We start from the raw sequence: 23,307 nt of genomic DNA, 5'->3' as shown, positions 1-23,307 counted from the left end.
AATGTGGGCAGGCAAAGTTAGCAGAGAAAAGTAGTTCTTCTCGGTCGGGCTCATCCATGAAAGCGATTTTGGCGGTACCATCGGTTAAGCTTAATGTTGTTTCAAAAGACTCAGAAAGGCGTAACTGAATCTCATCACGCACTTTTAAACGATCAACGACAACTTCTATGGTGTGTTTTTTATGTAACTCTAAGGGCGGAGGATCGGATAAGTCACATACTTCACCATCAATGCGGGCGCGAATAAAACCTTGCGCGGCTAAGTTATCAAGCAGTTTTACATGTTCGCCTTTACGCTCTTGGATAATAGGAGCAAGTAGCATCACCTTCGTGCCTTGCTCAAGCTCTAAAACTTTATCAACCATTTGTGAAACAGTTTGTGCTGCCAGTGCTTGACCATGCTCCGGACAACGCGGTTCACCCACTCGGGCATAAAGTAAACGCAAGTAATCGTATATCTCAGTGATGGTACCTACGGTTGAGCGCGGATTATGAGAGGTAGATTTTTGTTCAATGGAAATAGCAGGGGATAAACCCTCAATGTGATCAACATCCGGCTTTTCCATTAATGATAAAAATTGACGAGCATAAGCTGAAAGCGACTCAACATAACGACGTTGCCCTTCAGCGTAAAGCGTATCAAAGGCAAGAGAAGATTTTCCTGAGCCAGAAAGACCGGTAATTACCACGAGTTTATCTCGAGGTATTGTTATACTAATGTCTTTGAGGTTGTGCGTGCGAGCCCCTCTGACTACAATACTTTTCATGCGTTTTTAACCCAACTTACGATAAAATAGAACCGACGATTATGTCATATAATTTACAGTATAAAAACTAAACTAGAGCAGAATAACAAATTAAACTGTTTATTTTTACAGTGTCCTGTTAGCTCGCTAGGAAAGGAAATAACGGAGATATGTCGTTATGTAGACGAACTAAAAATTATCATGACGATCAAACTATCTAGTGCTTAATATCTTGTTTTCATTGTTGGCATTTTGTTGTGTTATACCAAGTCCATTAAGTTAGTTCCCACTCAGAGCTTGCCAGCGGTTTGAGAATAAATAGAATTTTTTTGCATATAGTCATTCTATATGAAAGAAATTTTGTGCGGTTATCGAATCGCTGGAAAGCTCCCAAAGGGCGAGTTTAAAAGGCTTACATACTGCGTTTTTGATTTTGATAAGGGAATAACCATTATCTACAATCAAAGCCTTGCCTCTAAGCCTTTTAACTCTCGCTGAGTGGGAAGAAACTTATTGGAATTGGTATTAGTTTACATGATAAACTAGCGGGAATTTTCCCGTGTACTTTATTTTATTTAGGTTTTAGCAACGTTATGAGTGTTTCAGGTTTAAACCGTATTGAAAAAAAAGCCGCCTTTTCCTTGGCCAGTGTCTTTGGTGTGCGCATGTTAGGCTTATTCATGATATTACCCGTGTTTGCCATCTATGGTGAGCAACTAACGGGATATAGCCCCATGTGGTTGGGGCTAGCTATTGGTGCCTATGGCTTAACGCAAGCTTTATTGCAAATACCTATGGGCATACTTTCAGATAAGTACGGCCGAAAGCCGGTGATTTTGGCCGGTTTAGTGGTCTTTCTTATTGGCAGTATTGTCGCGGCCATGTCCGAAACTATTTATGGTGTTGTGCTCGGGCGAGCAATTCAAGGAATGGGCGCAATTGCCAGTGCCGTACTTGCTTTGGCGGCAGATTTAAGTCGTGAAGAACAGCGCCCTAAAGTGATGGCAACCATAGGTATGTTCATCGGTTTATCATTCACCTTGGCTATGATTTTAGGGCCAATAGTGGCTGATGCTTTTGGTTTAAGTGGCTTATTTTGGTTCACTGGCGTTTTGACCATTTTAGCCATGGCGATGATTCAATTTATAGTGCCAAATTCGGTAAACAAAGCGCCGCGTGGTGATAATGTTGCCTTACCTGAGCAAATAACTCGTTTGATTCGTCACCCGCAGTTGTCACGATTAAATTGGGGTGTGTTTATCTTGCATATGGCATTAACCGCTTGTTTTGTTACCTTGCCTAAACAGTTTGTGGCGAGTGGCTTAGCGCTTGAAAGCCATTGGCAAATATACTTACCAACCTTACTCGGCTCTTTCTTTTTAATGGTGCCTTTTATGATTTTTGCCATTAAGAAACAAAAAGAGAATCCTATGTTTAGCGCCGCTATTGCGTTATTAGCCTTGGCACTATTTTCACTCTGGCTGTTACCTACGGGGATCTGGAGTTTAGTATTATCAGTGGTGTTATTTTTCACCGCATTTAACTATTTAGAAGCAACTATGCCGTCAATTCTATCCCGTATAGCACCTGCTGGCGTTAAAGGTAGTGTTATGGGGGTTTATTCAAGTAGTCAGTTTTTAGGTGCCTTTGTTGGTGGTATTGTCGGTGGTTATATTGCCAGCCAGTATGGCGAACAAACTATTTTCTTAGTCATGGCCATAGTAACTCTTATTTGGCTGGCAGTAAGCTTTGGCATGCAGCCACTGAAGAAATCAAAAAGTTTTAGCTTTGCCACCAGTATTACCGGTGAAGAAGAAGCCGAACAAATGGCTGAACAGTTAATTAATATGCCAGGTGTTATCGAAGCAACCCTAGTACATACAGAAGCGGTGGCCTATTTAAAAGTTGATGAAAAAACCGTTGATTTACTAGCTGTTAAAGCATTATTACAAGGGTAGAGACTTAAACTACTCTTATTGTAAGTTAGCGTGTAATGCGTAATAAAAATCCCTCACTATTAAATTTAGTTGAGGGATTTTTTTTGGATAAAGCAAACTAGAAAAATCGCGCTAAACTAAGGGTTACCTTACCCCTTATTTAGCGCGTGACTAACATGTCTAATCATCACACTTACAAAAAAATTGAAATGGTTGGTTCATCTAAAACTAGTATCGAAGATGCCATAGGAAATGCCTTGGCTGAGTGTAATAAAACTATCAAAAATATGGATTGGTTTGAGGTCACAGAAACCCGTGGTCATATAGTTAATGGTGCTGTTGGCCATTATCAAGTCACTTTGAAAATAGGCTTTAAAATAGCGTCAAGCTAACTTAGCTTTGCTCAAGTAGCGTATTTAGTTAGCCTTATTTGAGTGCAGCAATGTAATCTTCTAGCTTATTGACGCCAAGCATCATTGTTATATCATCATCTTGTTGTTTGCCAAGTAATGCCATGCCCATAGGGGATTGGGGTGTAACTACCGTGATGTTTTGCTCAGCTAACTGAAAGCGAAAGCCACCTGCGGCAGGGCCAAGAAAAAACCAATGCTTGGCTTGCTTATCTGCTGATAACTGTACTAATGCCCCAAGGGCGATATAACTATCAACATCGAACTCAAGGATCTCTAGTGCGGTATAGGCATCAATGGCATGCTGAAATTCATTCACTCGCTTAGATAGTCCTTCAGCTAAGTAACTCGCTTCTATCGCTAGCGTGTCATACTGTGTTTCTGCGACACTTTGGTCATCAACCGCAGCGGCATGTGCTTCATTGGCAGCATCAATAGCTTGTTTAAGCTCTTTTGCTAATGCCGTGACAATAAGATCAATTAACTGTTTTTTATTGGGCATAAAATTTTATTCTATCGCTATTTTAGATGTTTTAGTCAGTAACTGATAACTACTTAGTTGAGTAACTACCATGGCTCTATTTTTAGGTAATGTTAACCCGAATATTTTACCATAACTTGTGTTTTTATCTAAATGTCAGTAAATTATGTATCTAAATTAACTGGTACGACCAATAGCAGAGCAAAATTATGACAACAACTGCCTACCCACATTTATTAGCGCCACTAGACCTTGGCTTTACCCAATTGGCTAACCGTGTCCTTATGGGATCAATGCACACTGGCCTAGAGGAAGAGCGCGGCGGTTTTGCTAAATTAGCCGCCTTTTATCAAGCTAGGGCAAAAGGTGGTGTTGGCTTGATTGTTACCGGCGGTGTTAGTCCTAACTTACGCGGCAGAATCGCGCCTTTTGGCAGTGAGTTAAGCCACTTTTGGCAAGTAAATAAACACAAGCAAGTCACTGAGGCAGTACATAAATATCCCACTAAAATTTGTTTACAGTTATTACATACAGGTCGATATGCTTATCACCCTTTTGGTGTCGCACCGAGCAAAATTAAATCTCCTATTTCACCTTTTACCCCGAAAGCCATGTCCGTTAGGCAAATTAAGTCAACCATTAAAGATTTTGCTTATGCATCGAAATTGGCCGCTAAAGCGGGCTACGATGGCGTTGAAATTATGGGCTCAGAAGGCTATTTAATTAACCAGTTTACTTGTGTGAGAACGAATAAACGTGATGATGAATGGGGCGGTAGCATTGAAAATAGAATGCGCCTAGGCATTGAAACAATCAAAGCGGTACGCGCCAAAGTGGGCGAAAAATTTATCATTATCTTCCGTTTATCCATGTTGGATTTAGTGGAAGGTGGCAACAGTTGGCAAGATATTGTCACTATGGCAAAAGCGGTCGAGCAGGCAGGGGCGACGTTAATTAATACTGGTATTGGTTGGCATGAAGCGCGTGTACCTACCATAGTAACCTCAGTACCTAGAGCTGCATTTACTTGGGTTACTGAAAAAATGAAAAAAGAAGTTTCTATTCCGCTTATTACCACTAACCGCATCAATACCCCGGATATTGCTGAGCGAGTATTAGCGACAGGACAAGCTGATATGGTGTCAATGGCGAGGCCTTTCCTTGCTGATGCCGACTTTGTTAATAAAGCTGCGGATGATAAAGCCGATGAAATTAATACCTGTATTGGCTGTAACCAAGCTTGTTTAGACCATGTCTTTGCCCAAAAACGTGCCTCTTGTCTGGTAAATCCAATGGCATGTTATGAAACTGAGCTGGTAATTGAAAAAACTAACAAAGTTAAAAAACTAGCGGTGATAGGAGCTGGACCTGCAGGTTTAGCCTTCAGTGTTTATGCTGCTCAACGTGGTCATCAAGTCGAGCTATTTGATAAAATTAGTGAAATTGGCGGTCAGTTTAATGTTGCTAAACAAATTCCAGGTAAAGAAGAATTCTTCGAGACACTACGTTATTTTAACAAACAACTTAGCTTGCATAAGATTAAAGTTCACCTTAATAGCGAGCAAAGTGCAGAGAAATTAATCGCTGCTGGTTTTGATGAAGTGGTACTTGCCACGGGTATTAAACCGAGAAAACTTACCATAAAGGGCTTAGAAGAAGGTTATGCCAGTAAGAAAGTACTGACTTATTTACAAGTACTGCGTGATAAAGTTGAGGTAGGTAATAATGTTGCTATTATCGGCGCCGGTGGTATTGGCTTTGATGTGGCAACTTACTTGTCTGAAAAATCATTAACCAATAAGCCTGATGCCTGGCTTAAAAACTGGGGTGTTGATAAAAGTTATCAGCAAGGCGGGGCATTACTCAACAAGCAAGATGTACCTAAACATAATCCGGAAAGGAAAATTACCCTTTTACAACGTAAAACCACTAAAGTGGGTAAAGGGCTAGGTAAAACCTCTGGCTGGGTACATAGAGCTAATTTAGTTAAACAGGGCGTTACTATGGTTGCTGGCGCAAGTTATAAAGCCATTACCGAGAAGGGCTTATTGATTGAAGTTGATGGTAAAGAGCAGTTATTGGCAGTGGATAATATTATTATTTGCGCAGGCCAAGAGTCTAATCGAGACTTGCAACAAGCGTTAGTTGATGGCGGCTTATCTGTGCATCTGATTGGCGGTGCAAATGTTGCGGCCGAACTTGATGCTAAACGTGCGATACGCCAAGCTGCCGAATTAGCGGTTAAAATTTAGGCGTTATTTGAGCCTATCTATCGAGATATCAATAGTTAACCGAAGAAAAAGCCTATATTTCTTCGGTTTATTATTGATATACTGTCGCGAATTAATTTTTTTTAGATAGAGCACAGTGCAAAATATAATTGTCGATGGCGGTGATATTGAATTTCTTACCACCCCTAAAGAATATAAGCAGCAGTTATTATTATTAATTGAGGGGGCGCGTCAGCGTATCTTCATTACTGCTTTGTATTTACAAGATGATGACGCAGGTCGGGAAATCCTCCATGCGTTATACCAAGCTAAAGCAAACTTCCCCGAGCTAGATATTAATATCTTTGTCGACTTTAACCGTGGTCAACGTGGCTTAATAGGTGAAAAAGAGAGCTTAGGTAACCGTGCTCTGTATTTACAGTTAGCGCAAGACTACTCACAAACGGTCAACATTTATGGTGTGGCGGTTAAGCGTAAAGAAGTCTTTGGCGTTTTACACCTGAAAGGCATGGTCTTCGATGATAAGCTTTTCTATACAGGTGCAAGTATTAACGATATTTACTTACACCAAGGTGAACGATATCGTTTAGACCGTTACTGTACTATTAATAGTCCTGAATTAGCTGAAAGTTTTTGTCATTACTTAACGGATACCTTTATTGACTCAGGTCTGGCGCCTTTGCTTAATCAAGCATGGTTACCTGATGCCATAGAGCAAAAGAGAAATCTTGCGACGTTAAAAGCCCGATTAAGAAAGTCTCACTACATTGTTGCTCAGCAGCAAAGTAATAGTCAGTCCAAGCTAGTCAGTGATAAAACCTTTATTACTCCGCTAGTAGGCTTTGGTCGCCGTAAAAATCAGCTTAACCAAGCTACCCGTCATTTAGTGCAACAAGCTGACAATAACATAGTGCTTTTCACGCCGTATTTTAATCTACCTCATGCCCTTGCTCGAGATGTTATTAAAGCATTAAAACGTGGTGTTAAAATCACTGTGGTTGTTGGCGATAAAACAGCGAATGATTTTTTTATTAGTAATGATGAAGACTTTAGCACCATCGGTATCATTCCTTACGTTTATGAAATGCTATTAAAGCGTTTTGTTAAGCGTTACCAAAGTTTTATCGACCAAGGCTTATTGAATATTCATTTGTGGAAAGATAAAGATAATAGTTTTCACCTTAAAGGTTTACGTGTTGATGATCGCTACCATTTAATTACTGGCAGTAATTTAAACCCGCGTGCTTGGGCACTGGATCTAGAAAATGGTTTACTTGTCGATGATGCCGGTAAGCAGCTTTTACAAAAAACCAATGATGAATTACTGGGTATTTTAGTGGATACCACTAAAATAGTGCATTATTCAGATATTGAATCAGTTGATGACTACCCGGAAAAACCGCAGAAATTATTGAAAAAAATACGTGTTGCGCAAATTGATAGGGTTTTAAAACGATTCCTTTAGTACTATTGATTACAGTGAAATACTGTAATGAGAAATTAGGTGCCCTAACAAATCTATTGAATGTTAAAACCCTTAAAAAGATTTCTTGGCCTGCACTCTTATTTCAAAGCTATTAATATCAGGATTATCACTTTGCGGGAAAGCAAAGTCGATATGAATAATAGGGTGGTTGCCACCGGAGTGAGGGGAGTGCAAGCGCAAACCTAAGCCTGCAGAGCCTAGCCAACCATGTTCTATGTTTTTAACGGTCGACTCTCCATACGTTCGACCCGCATCAACAAAAGCAACACCGGCTATATCAAAGAGTTTGAATAGATTTACTTGTGGATAGTATCTGATTTCAGAAGTGACTTTAATACTACTTTGTCCATGTTGATATTGTAAAGGAAAGCCACGTAAACCGGTATTTCCGCCCATGGTTACTGGCTGGTCTAGGTACTGATTTTTACTGGTAACATTGGCATTACTTAAATAAAATCCCCAGCTTTTATTTAGCTGATAAAAATATTCCGCTGTTAACTTTACCCATAAACGACTATCTTTATGTTGATAAATATCATTCGCCAGTGCAAAGTCAAGTAATAGCAAGGCATTGTTATATAGATTAAAACCTTTTTTCACCCGCATTTTCCATACCGTCCACGCTGCGTTTTCTTTATTACCATTGCCTATACCTAGACGAGAGTTAAGCTGCCAGCCATGATTAAAGTCTTCTATTTGGGTGATCAAGTGAACGTTGGTTAATTCTCTAAAGTCCTTTTCAATATATTCAAAAGCAAACCAGGGGTAGAGTAAATCCCTATCCGTAGGACGAATATTGGTTAGTGGCGGGCTGGTTAAGTCACTACTATCCAGATCCGACAGCGCTGAAAAAGTATCTTTATCTTGTGTTATGCCAACCCGGTATCTCAGTAAACGGCTATCACTATTAAAGTTTAACCAAGCATAGCTGGCTTCTAGGTAACTAATATCATGACCATAAATACTCTGATCTTGACCGTTTTGGAAAAGTGTATCGTTACGGGACTCTTCATTAAAGCCGATATTATAAGCCGTTTTGGTATGAAAACTGGCAAACATTTTATGTAAAAATAAGCTAGTTTGTTGGCCATCGTCATTATCAGCAAATCGTAATTTAACCTCAGTGTTTTGTTTTTGAAAAAGCGGCACGGTAGCCTGTAACTTGTAGCCAGAGCGCTGGGTGTTTTTGTACGCTTCAATTTCAGTGTCTATACCTAAACCGAGTAAATTACGCTCCTTAATACCAAAACTGTAAGTGTTTATACCACCTTTACGACCGAAACTTACCGTTGGCATCAGTGACCAGTTGTCCCACGTGGTTACTGTTATATTTTTAACATTTTCATCACTAGTGACTTCGGCATCCCTTAAGTATTTCCTGCTACGTAAATGGCGCTCAAGCTCGGCCATATCAGCAAAGGTTTTTATGCACTTATTAACAAAAAAGCTGGCTTCATTTTCTAGGGTGTAAATTTTTGTATCAATGTGAATAGCATTGGCCCAGCGATGTAAAAAAGTTATACCTTCTTCACTTTCATCAAAGATAGTTTGCGGCTTGAATATCACTTTGGGTTGGTTGGTATCACACAATATATTTTCGTTTGAGGGTTCAATCGAAACCTTGTTATAAGCTTGTTTACTGGCTGAATCATCATGGGTGAGATTAGCAATGCTGGAGGAGGTATTTACTTGTTTAACTGTTTGATTGGCGGCAGAGTCAAGGCTACAGAAAGTAGCAACTAGTAAGCCGACCACTAGTAAGGACGGCAGTCTAGTTATTGTCTTATCTCGCCAAATAAGTGAAATGTTTTTTATGGGGGTTGGCGATATGACATTACATTTTTTTATTTTTTTTATAGCTGCTAATAAAAACTGCATCGCGTACCTGAGTTAAGGTTAAATGAGTAATATTTTGATACCCATGATACTTCGATATGCGAGTTTCAGGATACCTGAGCGATTCATGATCAAGGTGCCTTTTTTTATTAATGGTACCCCCTTAAAAAAATATGCACCGAAGAGCGTGATTTGCTCAGTCATCTCCGTCGGACTGGTTTCGAAACGATTTATACTGCGTTATTAATTTCGATAAGGGAACAACCATTATCTTCAACAAAAACCTTGTCTAAAGCGTTTCTAATTCCAGCTGAATTCTGCACATAGAAGTAACATGGGTATATATATCACTCATTTAACTATAGCTCTACTGGATGAAGTTGCTTAACCTTCGCTGAGCTTATTTAGCTTTTCGCTTGCTTAATGCTATCAATTTTCTTTATTTTAGCGTCTTCAACCATTGTTTTTACTTGTTTGAGGAGTAACTTGGCATCATAAACAATACCGTCTTTTACCGTGTAATTAACGCCACCTGCACGGATGGATTTATTGTTTTCGTCTAGGCGAAAGTGGCCCGTACCATAAAGTACTTTAAAGTTACGTAATGGATTCTCACCAACTATCACTAAGTCTGCCTTTTTACCTACACGGATAGAGCCAATTTCATCCGCCATGCCAAGCGCTTCAGCGCCATTAATGGTTGCTGCTTGAATAACTTCGAGGGCATTAAAACCGGCTTCTCGCAGTAACTCTAATTCTCGAATATAACTAAAGCCATATATTTTAAAGATATAGCCAGAGTCTGAGCCTACGGTTACTCGACCACCATGATTTTTATAATCGTTTACAAAGCTCATCCATTGTTGGTAGTTTTTCTTCCAAGCAATTTCATCATCCGTGGTCCAATCAAACCAATACGAGCCATGAGCATTACGGCTAGGCTGGAAGAAGTCCCATAAGGTAGGCAGGGTATATTCTTTATGCCATTCGGCATTCATATCACGCATTAAGTCACGATTTGCCTCATAAATAGTAAATGTTGGGTTTAAGGTTAAATCTAAACTGAGTAATTCATCACGCACGCTTAACCATTTTTCGCTGTTTTGTTTTGCTGCTTGTTGCCATAATCGGCCGGCTTCAGCAAACCTATGTTGCTCATTATTATAATTATAATCAGGTGAGTAATTTTGAATATGCTGATGCTCAAATAATGCTTCAGGCAAACCATACCAATGTTCCATAGAGGTTAGACCTAAACGGGCTGAATCAAGTACGTTCATATTGGTTACGTCAAGTTGGGCATGGTGCATCATACTGCCTAGCCTCTGTTCTTTAGCTTCGTTAAGTGCCGCTGTCATTATCTCTGGGGTGGCGCCAAAAAACTTAATACCTTTAGCGCCTTTTTTAGGAATAGACTTCACCCATTTTTTTGCTTGTTTAACCGTCGTTATGCTTTCATCTAAACCTAAGCCAAAAACAAAGTAAGGCATAATGCGTGGCGCGGCAATGGTATTTTCTTCACTGCGCTTTACATGATCCATCACCCAATCAATGCCATTAAAAGTACCCGGCTCACGCACTGTGGTAATACCATGAGCTAGCCAGAGCTTAAAGACATACTCAGCTGGAATATTATCGGCACTGCCGCCAATATGACCATGCATATCAATAAAGCCAGGCAGTACATATTGACCCTCAATGTTAATTTCTTTATCACCAGGGCGAGCTTTAGGTCGACGTGTTGGTGCGATAGGTACGCCTGGGTTACCAACATTAACGATTTTTACAATGCGATCATTTTCAATAACAATATCCATGGGACCACGTGCAGGTGCACCTTCGCCATTGATAACAATACCACCACGAAGAATAAGTCGCTTATAGGGACCTTCACCCGTGGTACGTTCTGGGGCTTTGGCATCACCAGCGGCTAATGCAGCAGTGGCAGTGGCTAGATTGATGACTAATGTGATAGCTAGATAAGCACAAAAACAGCCAAGTAAGGATAAAGATTTATTCATTTATTTATCTCTAATATTGATGGTATTTCTAAAGATGGTTAAGATACTATATCTTATATAAAAAGTAATATGCACTGTAATCAATTGAGTTACAGTAAAGTAAAAATTAGTTGAAGGTTAATTATGTTCAGTGAAAAAATGATGCCACACTTTAGTGATACCGACGCTTTAGGTCACATAAATAATACTAAACCGCCCATTTGGTTTGAAGGTGCACGAGCACCCATTTTTAAGTTTTTTACGCCTGATTTAGATCCAAAGAAATGGCAACTTATTATTGCTAAAATAGAAGTGTCTTATCATGGTCAACTCTTTTATGGTCAAGAAATAGAGATAAGAAGCTACATTAGTCGAATTGGTGGCGCTTCGTTTGATGTTTATCAAGAGCTGTGGCAACACGGTGAAAAATGTGTATCGGGTACGGCCGCCATGGTCAATTTTGATTATAAAGCACAAAGTTCGAAAAAAATATCCGATGATATTCGAGCACAGCTCTCTGAACACTTGATAGATCTAAACGTATCTTGATTGCTAATGTTCAACTTTCCGTAGTCAAACTTTATTACTTTGCTGCTAATTCGTTGTGATAACAATTAATTAGTCGGCAAGATCAGCGCAGTGTTTTTGCCCTGTGATAACTAAGCTATTTTCTACGAGTTTTCTAAAATAGAATAAAATAAAATAAATAGCCTGTTTAACAAAAAATCACTCGAATTTGATCGCCGCTCACTATAGAATTACCCTCTAAAACTAAATTTCAAAGACAGATTTTCTTTCTATGTGAATAGATAAAGAAACAGCACATGTCTTAATAGCTCAATTAATAGGATATTTTCATGGCGGGTGTAAATAAAGTAATCATAGTAGGTAACTTAGGTAAAGATCCTGAGGTACGTTTTATGCCAAATGGCGGCGCAGTAGCAAATATTACTGTAGCAACGTCAGACTCATGGAAAGATAAACAAACTGGTGAGCAAAAAGAAAAAACAGAATGGCATCGTGTAGTTATGTTTGGCAAACTAGCTGAAATTGCTGGTGAGTACCTTAAAAAAGGTTCAAAAGTATACCTTGAAGGCTCTTTACAAACACGTAAGTGGACCAATCAACAAGGTCAAGAGCAATACACTACTGAAATCGTATTACAAGGTTTCAACGGCGTAATGCAAATGTTAGATGGTAAATCGTCTCAAGGGCAGAGCGGTGGTTTCTCTAATCAAGGGCAGCAACAGCAAGGTGGCTTCCAGCAACAAGCTCCACAACAGTCTGGTGGTTTCTCTCAACAACAAGCGCCAGCACAACAAGGTGGCTTTGCTCCTCAACAACAAGCGCCAGCGCAACAAGGTGGTTTTGCTCCTCAACAGCAAGCACCAGCGCAACAAGGTGGTTTTGCTCCTCAACAGCAAGCACCAGCGCAACAAGGCGGCTTTGCTAATCAAGGGCAGCAAAAGCAGCAAGCTCCAAAAGTAAATCCACAAGAACCATCAATTGATTTTGATGATGATATTCCGTTCTAATTTGAAATAAAACTATTGGTGTGCAGTTAATGAGTAAGGCATAAGCTATCCTTATTAATTAACACCCTAAGTAAAATAAAAAACCTCTATTGAATGTTAAATTGATAGAGGTTTTTTTGTGTCTAGACTTTTTGTATTTATATGGTGAGTAGAGTTAGCATCTGCTGTGGCACAAATAATTTTTAATGAGCAACCGTGGTGATTACTCCATAACTGGAAAATTACCTAGCCATTGTTTTAGTCTAGACTTGTATAATAAAACGAGGCAATATCGAATAGTAAGCTAGTCGTTGCTTTAGATGCAATGGTCAGCTTTCCCTTCGTATAACCCCAATGATATGGATTGGGGGTCTCTACCAGGAACCAATAAATCCTGATTACGAAGAGTTTAGCGCTTTAGTGCTTTTCTCTTGGTACGAACAATCTTTATTCACAGAAAAGTACTGAATGAACTTTTTAATTATTGGGAACTAAGTCATGAAAGAATTTATTCAATCCTTACCTAAAGTAGAACTGCATCTTCATATTGAAGGTACACTTGAGCCTGAGCTTATGTTTGAGCTAGCAAAGCGCAACAAGGTTGATATACCCTTTAATTCAGTTACTGAAGTTAGGGATGCTTATAATTTCCATAACCTGCAGTCATTCTTAGACATTTACTTTCAAGGAGCCAATGTACTTATCCATGAGCAAGATTTTTTTGAGCTAACTTGGGCCTACTTACTGCGCTGCAAAGAAGATAATGTTTTACATACCGAAGTGTTTTTTGACCCACAAGCACATACCGAACGTGGTATTAGCTTTGATACTGTGATTAACGGTATTCATCGGGCGTTAGTCAAAGCGGCAACGGAATTAAATATTAGCAGTAAACTAATTATGTGTTTCTTACGCCACTTAGATGAAGTGTCAGCATTTGAAACCCTAGCGCAAGCACAAACTCATAAAGATAAAATTATTGCTGTCGGTCTTGATTCAACCGAGATTGGTAACCCTGCGGGTAAATTTGAGCGAGTCTTTAACCAAGCACTTGAGCAAGGTTTTTTAACGGTTGCCCATGCTGGTGAAGAGGGGGCGGCAAGTAATATCTATGAGGCATTAAATTTACTAAAAATTACTCGCATTGATCATGGCGTTCGTTGTACAGACGATAACGAGTTAGTAAAGCAGTTAGTCACCGAACGTACTCCACTAACTGTTTGTCCACTCTCTAATATTAAGCTAAAAGTATTTGAGCGTATGGAGCAGCACAATATAGTGTCTCTGCTGCGAAAGGGGGTTTGTGTCACCATTAATTCTGACGATCCCGCCTATTTTGGTGGTTATATGACAGATAATTTTTTGGCGGTAAATAATGCGCTGCCGATGAATAAAACTGAAATTGGCCAATTTACTTTAAATGCCATTGAGGCGAGTTTTATTTCTCAAAGTGAAAAACAACGCCTAACTATAGCAACACAAAGTTATATAGATCAGCATCAATAGATTTTGATTAAATAACGAAAATATTTTATTAGATTGCCAACATAAACATAAACATAAACATAAACATAAACAAAGAAGCCTTTTATAGACTATTTTCTCTAGCTATATCCTGGCTGTTTTGTGGCTTAGTTTTTTTATCATCATGTCTTATCACTAGCCTTTCTCCACCTACTAATATCCCCTGAACGGCTAAATACGTTTAATCACTGCAAGTGCTTAATTCTAGTAATACTCAAGGCGTTGGCACTAAAGTACCATATTGCGTAATAGGACAATACGCCATGATGGCAACATAATACCGCCAAATAAGCTAACTTTCATGTTGCCTCTAATTAAGTACATATCTTGGATTGCTATTCTCCTTAGTAGCACTGCCGCACTAGCCACTGTTCAGTCACTAGAAGGCTCTCAACCGCTTGAAGGCACTCAACCAGAAGGTAACTTCCAACCATTAAATAGCTTTGGCGATAACCCTGGTGAATTAACGGCTAGTTATTTACAACCATCTAAACGGGCCAAATCCCTAGTGGTGCTTTTACATGGTTGTGTGCAAAATGGCGAAATCCTAGCTGAGCAAAGTGGCTTTGTAGCTCTTGCTAAGCAACACAATTTTATTTTGTTACTGCCACAGCAAAGCCAAAATAATAATGTAAAGTCGTGTTTTAATTGGTTCTCAGAGCAAGATAGCGCTCAAGATCAAGGTGAAGTGTTGTCGATCAAAAATATGATCAGCGCAGTAAAAACACAAGCAAGCATAGAGCAGGTTTATATTGCTGGCCTTTCCGCTGGCGGCGCTATGACCAGTGCACTGTTAACTCATTATCCAGAACTATTTTCTGCAGGCGCTGTAATTGCGGGACTACCTTACCCTTGCGCGAATGATCTGGCTAAAGCTATTTCTTGTATGCGAAATGGTCCTTCACAATCAGCAACTGAATTCGTTAAGCTAGCAAAAAAAGGTAATGAAACTGTTAATAAGTGGCCAAGACTTATTGTCATCACGGGCAGTAACGACAAAGTAGTTAACCCTAAAAACTCATCGCGATTGGCTGTGCAGTGGTCAAAATTAGCGGGGACATCGCTGATAAAAAGTAAAATATCAGCAGCAGATTACCAGCTAACCCTTTGGCAAGATAATGAACATCAGCCACAGGTGAAATTAGTTGAAATTAATGACATTGGTCACGGCTTAACGGTTAATTCAGCCCTTGAAGATAGGGATACTAGTGCGCCTTTTTTGTTTGAATCTTCCCACGATAGCGCCCTCGATATAGTCGAGTTCTGGGGTTTTAAATGGAAAACTCAATAATATTCAATAACTAAGCTCTATGGTACTATAGTACAGATTAACTTTGTCTAATTTTGTTATAGAGTTTTAACATCAGTAAAAAACATCACAATAATCTAAAAAAAGCTGATTCAATATAATTATAATAAGGCACTAATATGAAACGCTATAACAAGAAATTAAGTTACCTCGCTTTAGCTATTCCCAGCCCAATAAGCACCAACATAACCTCTGCAGCACAGGCTAATGAGTCATCAAGTGCTGAAAATAACTCTGGTCTAGAGCGTATCGAAGTTACCGCACGTAAAACTACAGAGACTCTACAAAATGTTCCCGTAGCCGTTACTTCAATTGGCGCAGAGCAGCTCGAACAAAATGGCATCAGCGTGATGACTGAGGTGCAACAGTTCTCGCCAAATACTACCTTACAAAGTAGCCGTGGCACTAACTCTACCTTAACGGCATTTATTCGAGGTGTTGGTCAAGAGGATCCTCTTTGGGGTTATGAACCCGGTGTTGGTATTTATGTTGACGATGTTTATATTGCCCGTCCACAAGGCGCAGTACTAGATATTATTGATGTTGAGCGTATTGAAGTTTTACGGGGCCCACAAGGTAGCTTGTACGGTAAAAATACCATAGGTGGTGCTATTAAATATGTTACCAAAAAAATGTCAGGAGATAGGGAGTTTGATCTAACGGCAACCTTTGGTAACTACGGCCGCCAAGATTATAAAGTGGCCGGTAAAATCCCTGTTATTGATGACAAGTTTTATGTTGGTTTTGCTTTAGCTAGCTTATCTCGTGATGGTTATGGTGAATTTCTTGAAACATCATTAGCTAATCAAGATACTGAAAACTACAACAAGGATGTTTTTGCTGGCCGTATTACATTGGAGTTTACCCCTACGGATGATTGGTTTTTCCGTTTTAACTACGACAATACTAAAGATGAATCGAATGCAAAAGGTGGTTACCGTTTATTACCTAGTATGTTAACGGATGCGCCGGTACCTGATAGCGTTTATGACTCATATACAAGTTTACCAACAGAAAATTTAGTTGAAAATGAAGGTTGGAGCTTAACGGCTGAATATTTTATTAATGATTTTTGGTCGGTGAAATCAGTAACGGCAGCGCGCGAAAATTATTCACCAACCAATATTGATTTTGATAATACGCCATTACAAATTTTTGATGTTCCTGCTGTCTATGATGATGAGCAATTTTCACAAGAATTCCAGTTAAATTACGATGGTGAGAATTTAACATTTGTTTCTGGTTTATATTATTTTGATTCAGAATCTTGTGGGCATTACGACGCCATTATATTTCAATCGCTAACAGCTGAAAAAAGTGGTTGTAATAGTAGTGAAAGCTACGCGGCTTATGCGCAAGGTTCATATAACTTAACAGACAAGTTATCCTTTACCTTAGGCGCTCGTTTTACTGAAGAAGAGAAACGAGCGAATGTAAATGATGATCTACGTTTCTCTATTGAGTATCCGAAGTCAGGTTGGATTCCAGGTTATACCCGCGGTGATTTAGTACAGACTGAAGTATTAAAGGGTAATAAAAAATGGTCACGTTTCACTCCGAAAGTAGGAGCAGAATATCAAATTGATGACGACATGATGGTCTTTGCCAGCTACTCACAAGGTTTCAAATCAGGTACCTTTAACCCGCGTGCTACCACTAATGAACCAGCGGTAAACCCTGAAATAGTGGATTCTGTTGAAATAGGTATAAAAAGTGAATGGTTTGATCAATTACGTGTCAATGCAACGATTTTTGCGTTAAAGCATAAAGATCGCCAATATAAAAGTGTTGTCGCTAATGAAGATCCTACCGTATTAGATTCACGCTTAGGAAACATTGGTCAATCTGAAGCGATAGGTTTAGAGCTTGAAATTCATTATGCAGCGACAGAGTCACTAAACTTTAATTTTGCCTTTGGTTACATTGATAGTGAATTCACTGAAGTATTGAGCTGGAATGGTGAAGGTTATGATGATATCTCTGATATTTATACGGTAGCCAACACACCTGATATGACGGCTAATTTTGGTGTTAGTTACGATATTGAAAGTTCTGTCGGCTCTTTCGTGGTAAATAGTAATTATTATTACCGCGGTGATTATGCCTTGGTAGAACTTGATAACAGATTGACTCAAGAAGCTTATGGTTTACTAAACCTTGGTATTAATTGGTACAGCAATGATGGTGATTGGACAGCAGCACTGCATTGGAAAAACATTACCGATGAAGAGTACATGGTTGGTGCCTATGACTTTACTGGCGGACAAGATGATGATGGTAACTGGTTACCAGGTTTTGGTGGTGATACTACCCTTATAGCTTATTACGGTGACCCATCAACAGTCTCACTCACGATAGGTTACCAATTCTAACTTTAGCCATAGTTAATTTAGCCCTGGGCTAGGTTAAAATAGCAGAAACAAATTAAAAAGAGCTGGCACTTGTCAGCTCTTTTTTTCATACTAACTTAATTAACGTTAATCTTGTTCTAGGAGCTTATATGTCACCAGCAAAAGTAATTATTGCAGATGACCATCCATTATTTCGCAGTGCGCTTAAACACGCCATAGTGGAGTGTATTGATGATGCCGGTACGTTAGAAGCAGACAATTTTAGTGAGTTGTTAACGGCTATTGAAGCAACGCCGAGCTTAGAAATTGTTTTTCTCGATTTGCATATGCCGGGTAATGATGGCTTTACTGGCTTAACCCAGTTGCAAAATCATTATCCTGATTTAGTGGTGATTATGGTCTCTTCAGATGATAATGATGAAACTATGCAAAAAGCCATTAACTTTGGCGCTGCGGCATTTATTCCTAAATCTGCTGATTTAACTACTATCGCTAGCGCCATAGATACGGTATTAGCGGGTGATATCTGGTTACCTGAACTAATAGAAAAAAATGAAAATCAGCAAACCGCGCTTGCCAACCAGCGCTTAGCTAAGCAACTTGCGCAATTAACGCCACAACAATATGTAGTGCTCACCCAAGTAGCCGACGGTCAGCTCAATAAGCAAATCGCTTATGATCTCAATATTAAAGAAACCACGGTAAAAAAGCATGTATCGGCAATTTTAGAAAAGTTGGAGGTGAATAACCGTACTTTAGCGGGGCTAGCGTATCAGCAATTAATGTTAGCGCCAGGGGAAAATACTTCTTATAAGTAATTTATCATAAGTTATTTCTCGTAAGGAAATACCCATAAGTAACTGCTCATAACCAATAGCTAATAACTTTTAGCTATTGTTGTTGCGAATATAGCCGCAGATAATTTTATTTTATTAAGCTACAAGGTGGGATATTTTCATTGAATAAAGTGAGGAAGTTTGGGTGTTTATCTAAAAATATTTTACTAAAGTATACACCCATGTTTTTCTTGCCTACTTCGACACTTAAATATTCATCCATAGATCTATCTAGGTTTTTGACCATAAGGGCAAAAACCAAAGAATTCTCTAATACCGCATCCATTCGACCCGCATCGAGCATTCTCATTAATACGGTTTCGCTGAGATGCTCAGCACCAATGTTGTAGTTATTTAGCTTTAAAAAATTCATCGCGTTCGAGCTAAATCTAGCGCCTACGGTAAAACTTTCCTTTATATAATCAATGGAGTATAACTGCGCTTCTGCGGGAAAGTATTTTTTTAAAAAATAGAACTTACGTATTTGCGGGATGAAAACCCTTGATAGCTCAGCGTAGCCATCTCTTTTTTCACTTTGAGAGGCTGAGAAAAAACCATCTAAGACGCCAGACTTAGTTAATGCTTGCGCGCGAGACCAAGGTAGCTTATTTATTTCATAAGGCTGTTTAATACGCGCCATCACACAGTCTACAGCTTCAACAGCAACACCGGCTGCGCCTGATTTTAAGTCAATATGATACGGTGGCCATGCCACCTTGGTCCCTAGTTTTATCGTATACGAGGGCTCCGCCTGAATAGCTGGGCAAAGGAGTAAAGATATCAAAACTAAAAAGTAAGTATTTAAAGAGGGCATGGGCAACAATTCCTAAAAAATAGTCATGCTACTATTAAAGTTTACTGGCTAATTTGTGTTTAGCAAGGTTAGCTCTGCTGATTAATTTGACGGGCTTTTCAAATGAAAACTCTCCTAGAATAAAAGCCAGAAAACACTCAGTTTCAGGCAATCATTTGTCTTATCGTGCGCTTTAACGCCAGCGATTTTACCGGCTTTCTTAAGAATAAAAACTTGGCGTCACTGGTGTGTTGTCTAACTTGCTCGGAAGGATCGGCAGAGCATATTACACAAGGACTTTGCCAATTCTCTTTGTGCAGTAAGTTTGTCACCAAATCTACACCATTGGCGTCGTTGTTGAGGTGATAATCAGCAATGATAAAGCGAGGGACTTGTTGCATGCCCTTAACCACCTTGCTTAGTGACTCTTGATCTTGAGCGGTATAGACATTACAGCCCCATTCAGTCAACTGTGAAGATATCGCGGTTAGCATAAGCGCATCATTATCGATAACCAACACCGGTATATTGGCAAAGTCTTCGCTGCTAAAGTCTGTTTTTTTACCGTTAATTCTTGATGTTTCACTGGCTGAATTAACGGCACTAGGCTGCACTCGAGGTACTTCAATCATAAACCCCGTGCCTTTGCCAACGGTAGATTGAACTGATATTTTAGAACCAAGCAGGCCAGTCATACGCTCAGCAATGGCTAAACCGAGACCAAGGCCAGGTATTTCACGATTTTGCTCTAAACGCTCGAACTCTTGAAAAATAGTTTGCTGCTTATCAGCGGCTATACCAGGGCCATTATCCCAAACTTCGATGCGAACCATGTCTTTGTTATGACGAACACCCAATACTATTTTGTTGGCTATGGCTGCTTTATCGCCGGTTTTATCACGACAATAATGCACAGCATTTGATAAAAAGTTCTGTATTATTCTACGTAACATACGTTTGTCTGAATTGACCCAAGTAGAGCTAGCTTGATAGCTAAAGTTGATGTCATCTTGCTGAGCTAAAACAGTAAACTCATTTTTTAGCGGTATTAATAACTCATCTAGCGCAAAGTGCTTTTTCTCAATGCTCTCAGAGTTATTATCAAGGCGAGAGATTTCGACCAAATCTGATAGCAGTGCTTCAACAACATTTAGGGAATCATCAATATTATTGGCCAACTGCGCTAACTCTTTCGTTGCAACTTTCTTTTTCAGCATAGAGGTAAACAGCGATAAGGCATTAAAAGGTTGCATTAAATCATGGCTGGCGGCAGCTAAGAACCGGGTTTTACTGCTATTGGCAGCTTCTGCTTCAGCTTTGGCGTGTCTTAGTTCTTGGGTTCTTTCTTCAACACGTTTTTCTAAACTTTCGTTGGCTTTTTGTAAGGCTTTTTCTGCTTCAATATGAGCGGTTATATCAGAAAAGGTACTAACAAAGCCACCACCTGGCATGGATTGGCCTCTGATTTCTAATACTATGCCATTGGGCATAGTGCGCTGAAAGTAATGGTTATGGCCCATGCGCATATGCTCAATACGTCGAGCAATTAAAGCTTCACTTTCTACGCTAGTACAGCTATCGATATGCGTACTCGATTCAGTACCTGTAGCAATATTTATTTCGCTGCCTATACCCGTATTTTTGCTACTAATAACGCCTTTAGCAATGTTATAGCGCAGTAATTCTTCCACAGACTTTCCTGCGGTTACAAACCCTTCAGGATAATCAAGTAATTGAATATAGCGTTGATTCCACGCGACTAAGCGCATATCTGCATCGATAACACTAATGCCTTGCTCAATATTCTCCACGCCTGATTGCAATAATTCACGGTTAAAACGGAATATTTGGTTAGCTTCATCAACAATACTAACGACATCTTCTAAGGGGATTTCTTGTGAAGTTGAAGCTGCTTTCATTACCATGCGCGTTGAGGCAGAGCCAAGTACTCCGGAAAGCTGTAAGCGGGTATATTCAATGATCTTCTGGTTTTTATTACTGCTGTTCTTATTAGTGTTTAGCTCACTTTTAGCAAAGCTAACCAAGGCTTCTGCTGCTTCTTTATCAATAAAGCGCATTAATAAACTGTATAAGTCTTCTTGGGATAAGTTTCGCTCAAACTGATTTTGGCTTTTATTAACAAAGTACTCGGCTTGTAATTTTTCACCGACACTGCGTCGGCTTACCAATGAAACGAAAACGTAGCAGGTAAGGTTAAATAGCAAGCTGTAAAAAACGCCATGGCTAGTACTATCTAGAAAGTTCACCCCAAAAAGGGCAGTAGGTTTTAACCAAGTGATATGCCATAAACCGGTGTCAAGCCATTGGCTAGTTGGCATTAAGGCTGGCAGCAATAAGGTATAGAACCAAACAAAACTACCAACTATTAAGCCCGTTAAGGCTGCTTTAGTATTAGCTTTACGCCAATACAGTGCGCCGATTGTCGCAGGGGCAAATTGAGAGAGTAAGGCAAACGATAATAAGCCTATGGTCGCCAGGTGGTTTTGCTGGGCAATGATACGTTCAAAAATAAATGCTAGTAGCAAGATAATGGCGATGGAACCACGGCGTAAGTTAAGTAATAGCCCGGATAATTGCTGATTTTCCTTGATATTTAATAAGCGGAATTTCAATACCAAGGGGGTTAATACTTCGGTTGCCACCATAGTACTAAGCACAATAGCGGCCACTATAACCATGCTAGTGGCCGCGGCTAAGCCGCCAATATAAACAGTGATACCTAACCAGGCTTGTTGATAAAAAAGCGGAATGGTTAATACATAGGTATCGGCATCAACACTACCGCCCGGAAAGGTTAACTGGCCAGCAATAGCAATGGGTAAAATAAAGACATTAATTAATAGCAGGTATAAAGGGAACAACCAACGGGCTGTTTTTAACTCTTGTTGATGGTGATTTTCAATCATCATCATATGAAACTGTTGCGGCAAGATAAAGATAGTAATTGCCCCCAATACCGCATGGGCGACAGCAAGGTAGGCTGAGTTTGTGCCGGTAATTGAACTGATGTTTTTACCTTGGCTAAGTAAGTCGCTAAAGCCATCAAAAATAAAGAAAGTCGCGAAAATACCTACCGCAGTTAAGGCGAATAATTTAATAATTGAGCTAAAAGCGATAGCCAATACTAGCCCTTGGTTTTGCTTATTGGCAGCTATTTGGCGAGTACCAAATAAAATACTGAAAAAGATAAGTACGATAGTGACAACAAAAGCCGTGCTAATGCCTGATTGATAAGTGCCTGTTAATAAATCAAAGCTGGTACTGATGGCGCGAAGTTGCAGGGCGATATAAGGGATAATGCCTAGTAGCGCGACAATGGTAACCAGAGCTGCGACTTTCGGCGAGCGATCGTAGCGAAAGGCAATAAAGTCGGCAATAGAGGTTAAATTTTGCTGCTTAACAATCAGCAGGATTTTTTGCAACATTGGCCAAGCCAATACGAAACAAAGAATAGAACCAATATAAATCGGCGCTAGCCAAGCGCCTGTGGTCGCTGCTTGTCCGACCGTGCCGTAAAAAGCCCATGAACTACAACTAACCCCTAGCGACAAGCTATACACCCAAGGTTTGCAGATCCAGTTTTCAGGGGCTTGATTTTGCCCCCAGTGAGCAACAATAAAGAGTAGCGCTAAATAGGCTATGGAAAGAAAGGTGATAAGCCAAGTATCAAGTGAAAGCCAAACTAACAAATGCAGTCCTTTTTATTGTGGTCAAAAAGCATGGTAAACGAGTGGGGTAATAGGTACTAAAAATTATCGGTAAATAATGCTATGACTAGCTTACCACGCCAGTTGTAGCAGGGTAGTGAACTAAGGTAGTAGTTATTTGCTAGC

General features: G+C 39.7%; 15 protein-coding genes, 1 pseudogene and 1 riboswitch. Of the genes and pseudogenes, 10 read left to right on the top strand and 6 right to left on the bottom strand.

Going from position 1 to position 23,307, the window contains the following annotated elements; all coding sequences use genetic code 11:
* Positions 1–766 (bottom strand): annotated as a pseudogene (locus HRT50_RS02355) (excinuclease ABC subunit UvrA); the annotation flags it as partial.
* 572 nt (positions 767–1,338) lie between these two features.
* On the opposite strand from HRT50_RS02355, the gene HRT50_RS02350 reads away from it, so the two are divergent.
* On the top strand, positions 1,339–2,703 hold the full coding sequence (locus tag HRT50_RS02350; RefSeq protein WP_291610952.1) for an MFS transporter: 1,365 nt from the start codon (positions 1,339–1,341) through the stop codon (positions 2,701–2,703).
* A gap of 155 nt (positions 2,704–2,858) precedes the next feature.
* Positions 2,859–3,074 carry a dodecin gene (locus tag HRT50_RS02345; RefSeq protein ID WP_291610950.1) on the top strand — a complete coding sequence of 72 codons (216 nt, stop codon included), beginning with the start codon at positions 2,859–2,861 and terminating at the stop codon, positions 3,072–3,074.
* 34 nt (positions 3,075–3,108) lie between these two features.
* On the opposite strand, the gene HRT50_RS02340 is transcribed toward HRT50_RS02345, so the two are convergent.
* Positions 3,109–3,594 (bottom strand): hypothetical protein, encoded by a 486-nt coding sequence (locus tag HRT50_RS02340; RefSeq protein ID WP_291610948.1) that lies wholly within the window; start codon positions 3,592–3,594, stop codon positions 3,109–3,111.
* Positions 3,595–3,782: 188 nt separating this feature from the next.
* On the opposite strand from HRT50_RS02340, the gene HRT50_RS02335 reads away from it, so the two are divergent.
* Positions 3,783–5,825, top strand: a complete 2,043-nt coding sequence (locus HRT50_RS02335; RefSeq protein ID WP_291610946.1) for an FAD-dependent oxidoreductase — start codon at positions 3,783–3,785, stop codon at positions 5,823–5,825.
* 115 nt (positions 5,826–5,940) lie between these two features.
* Positions 5,941–7,269, top strand: a complete 1,329-nt coding sequence (gene pssA / locus HRT50_RS02330) for a CDP-diacylglycerol--serine O-phosphatidyltransferase (protein WP_291610943.1) — start codon at positions 5,941–5,943, stop codon at positions 7,267–7,269.
* A 72-nt stretch (positions 7,270–7,341) separates the two neighbouring features.
* On the opposite strand, the gene HRT50_RS02325 is transcribed toward pssA, so the two are convergent.
* Together HRT50_RS02325 and HRT50_RS02320 are read right to left on the bottom strand one after the other, a co-directional pair.
* The gene (locus tag HRT50_RS02325) at positions 7,342–9,168 is read right to left on the bottom strand and encodes a BamA/TamA family outer membrane protein (protein ID WP_291610941.1); all 1,827 of its coding nucleotides are present in this window, start codon (positions 9,166–9,168) and stop codon (positions 7,342–7,344) included.
* Between the two features lie 362 nt (positions 9,169–9,530).
* Positions 9,531–11,147, bottom strand: a complete 1,617-nt coding sequence (locus HRT50_RS02320) for an amidohydrolase family protein (protein ID WP_291610938.1) — start codon at positions 11,145–11,147, stop codon at positions 9,531–9,533.
* A gap of 123 nt (positions 11,148–11,270) precedes the next feature.
* On the opposite strand from HRT50_RS02320, the gene HRT50_RS02315 reads away from it, so the two are divergent.
* The 6 genes from HRT50_RS02315 to HRT50_RS02290 all read left to right on the top strand — a co-directional run bounded on the left by HRT50_RS02315 (position 11,271) and on the right by HRT50_RS02290 (position 18,642).
* Positions 11,271–11,675 carry a thioesterase family protein gene (locus tag HRT50_RS02315; RefSeq protein WP_291610936.1) on the top strand — a complete coding sequence of 135 codons (405 nt, stop codon included), beginning with the start codon at positions 11,271–11,273 and terminating at the stop codon, positions 11,673–11,675.
* Between the two features lie 308 nt (positions 11,676–11,983).
* Positions 11,984–12,661 (top strand): single-stranded DNA-binding protein, encoded by a 678-nt coding sequence (gene ssb, locus HRT50_RS02310; RefSeq protein ID WP_291610934.1) that lies wholly within the window; start codon positions 11,984–11,986, stop codon positions 12,659–12,661.
* Between the two features lie 300 nt (positions 12,662–12,961).
* A riboswitch (purine riboswitch) is annotated at positions 12,962–13,061 on the top strand.
* Between the two features lie 77 nt (positions 13,062–13,138).
* On the top strand, positions 13,139–14,146 hold the full coding sequence (locus HRT50_RS02305; RefSeq protein WP_291610932.1) for an adenosine deaminase: 1,008 nt from the start codon (positions 13,139–13,141) through the stop codon (positions 14,144–14,146).
* A 319-nt stretch (positions 14,147–14,465) separates the two neighbouring features.
* Complete coding sequence (locus HRT50_RS02300) at positions 14,466–15,455, top strand: PHB depolymerase family esterase (protein WP_291610930.1); 990 nt, start codon at positions 14,466–14,468, stop codon at positions 15,453–15,455.
* A gap of 137 nt (positions 15,456–15,592) precedes the next feature.
* Positions 15,593–17,845, top strand: a complete 2,253-nt coding sequence (locus tag HRT50_RS02295) for a TonB-dependent receptor (protein ID WP_291610928.1) — start codon at positions 15,593–15,595, stop codon at positions 17,843–17,845.
* A gap of 128 nt (positions 17,846–17,973) precedes the next feature.
* Entirely contained in the window at positions 17,974–18,642 is a 669-nt protein-coding gene (locus HRT50_RS02290; RefSeq protein WP_291610926.1) for a response regulator transcription factor, read from the top strand.
* A gap of 106 nt (positions 18,643–18,748) precedes the next feature.
* On the opposite strand, the gene HRT50_RS02285 is transcribed toward HRT50_RS02290, so the two are convergent.
* Together HRT50_RS02285 and HRT50_RS02280 are read right to left on the bottom strand one after the other, a co-directional pair.
* On the bottom strand, positions 18,749–19,474 hold the full coding sequence (locus tag HRT50_RS02285) for a transporter substrate-binding domain-containing protein (RefSeq protein ID WP_291610923.1): 726 nt from the start codon (positions 19,472–19,474) through the stop codon (positions 18,749–18,751).
* 143 nt (positions 19,475–19,617) lie between these two features.
* A complete protein-coding gene (locus tag HRT50_RS02280) occupies positions 19,618–23,163 on the bottom strand; it encodes a PAS domain-containing hybrid sensor histidine kinase/response regulator (RefSeq protein ID WP_291610921.1) in 3,546 nt (1,181 codons plus the stop codon).
* Positions 23,164–23,307 lie beyond the last annotated feature (144 nt).

This window comes from Colwellia sp., assembly GCF_013215345.1.
Lineage (GTDB): Bacteria > Pseudomonadota > Gammaproteobacteria > Enterobacterales > Alteromonadaceae > Colwellia.
The sequence above is the reverse complement of the archived record's forward strand: the minus strand, read 5'-3'. Positions and strand labels throughout refer to the sequence as shown.

What these genes read in the sequence shown, in the direction of transcription:
- HRT50_RS02350 (WP_291610952.1), top strand. Translation starts at nt 1,339, where the DNA reads ATGAGTGTTTCAGGTTTAAACCGTATTGAAAAAAAAGCCGCCTTTTCC.
- HRT50_RS02345 (WP_291610950.1), top strand. Translation starts at nt 2,859, where the DNA reads ATGTCTAATCATCACACTTACAAAAAAATTGAAATGGTTGGTTCATCT.
- HRT50_RS02340 (WP_291610948.1), bottom strand. Translation starts at nt 3,594, where the DNA reads ATGCCCAATAAAAAACAGTTAATTGATCTTATTGTCACGGCATTAGCA.
- HRT50_RS02335 (WP_291610946.1), top strand. Translation starts at nt 3,783, where the DNA reads ATGACAACAACTGCCTACCCACATTTATTAGCGCCACTAGACCTTGGC.
- HRT50_RS02325 (WP_291610941.1), bottom strand. Translation starts at nt 9,168, where the DNA reads ATGCAGTTTTTATTAGCAGCTATAAAAAAAATAAAAAAATGTAATGTC.
- HRT50_RS02320 (WP_291610938.1), bottom strand. Translation starts at nt 11,147, where the DNA reads ATGAATAAATCTTTATCCTTACTTGGCTGTTTTTGTGCTTATCTAGCT.
- HRT50_RS02315 (WP_291610936.1), top strand. Translation starts at nt 11,271, where the DNA reads ATGTTCAGTGAAAAAATGATGCCACACTTTAGTGATACCGACGCTTTA.
- ssb (WP_291610934.1), top strand. Translation starts at nt 11,984, where the DNA reads ATGGCGGGTGTAAATAAAGTAATCATAGTAGGTAACTTAGGTAAAGAT.
- HRT50_RS02305 (WP_291610932.1), top strand. Translation starts at nt 13,139, where the DNA reads ATGAAAGAATTTATTCAATCCTTACCTAAAGTAGAACTGCATCTTCAT.
- HRT50_RS02300 (WP_291610930.1), top strand. Translation starts at nt 14,466, where the DNA reads ATGTTGCCTCTAATTAAGTACATATCTTGGATTGCTATTCTCCTTAGT.
- HRT50_RS02295 (WP_291610928.1), top strand. Translation starts at nt 15,593, where the DNA reads ATGAAACGCTATAACAAGAAATTAAGTTACCTCGCTTTAGCTATTCCC.
- HRT50_RS02290 (WP_291610926.1), top strand. Translation starts at nt 17,974, where the DNA reads ATGTCACCAGCAAAAGTAATTATTGCAGATGACCATCCATTATTTCGC.
- HRT50_RS02285 (WP_291610923.1), bottom strand. Translation starts at nt 19,474, where the DNA reads ATGCCCTCTTTAAATACTTACTTTTTAGTTTTGATATCTTTACTCCTT.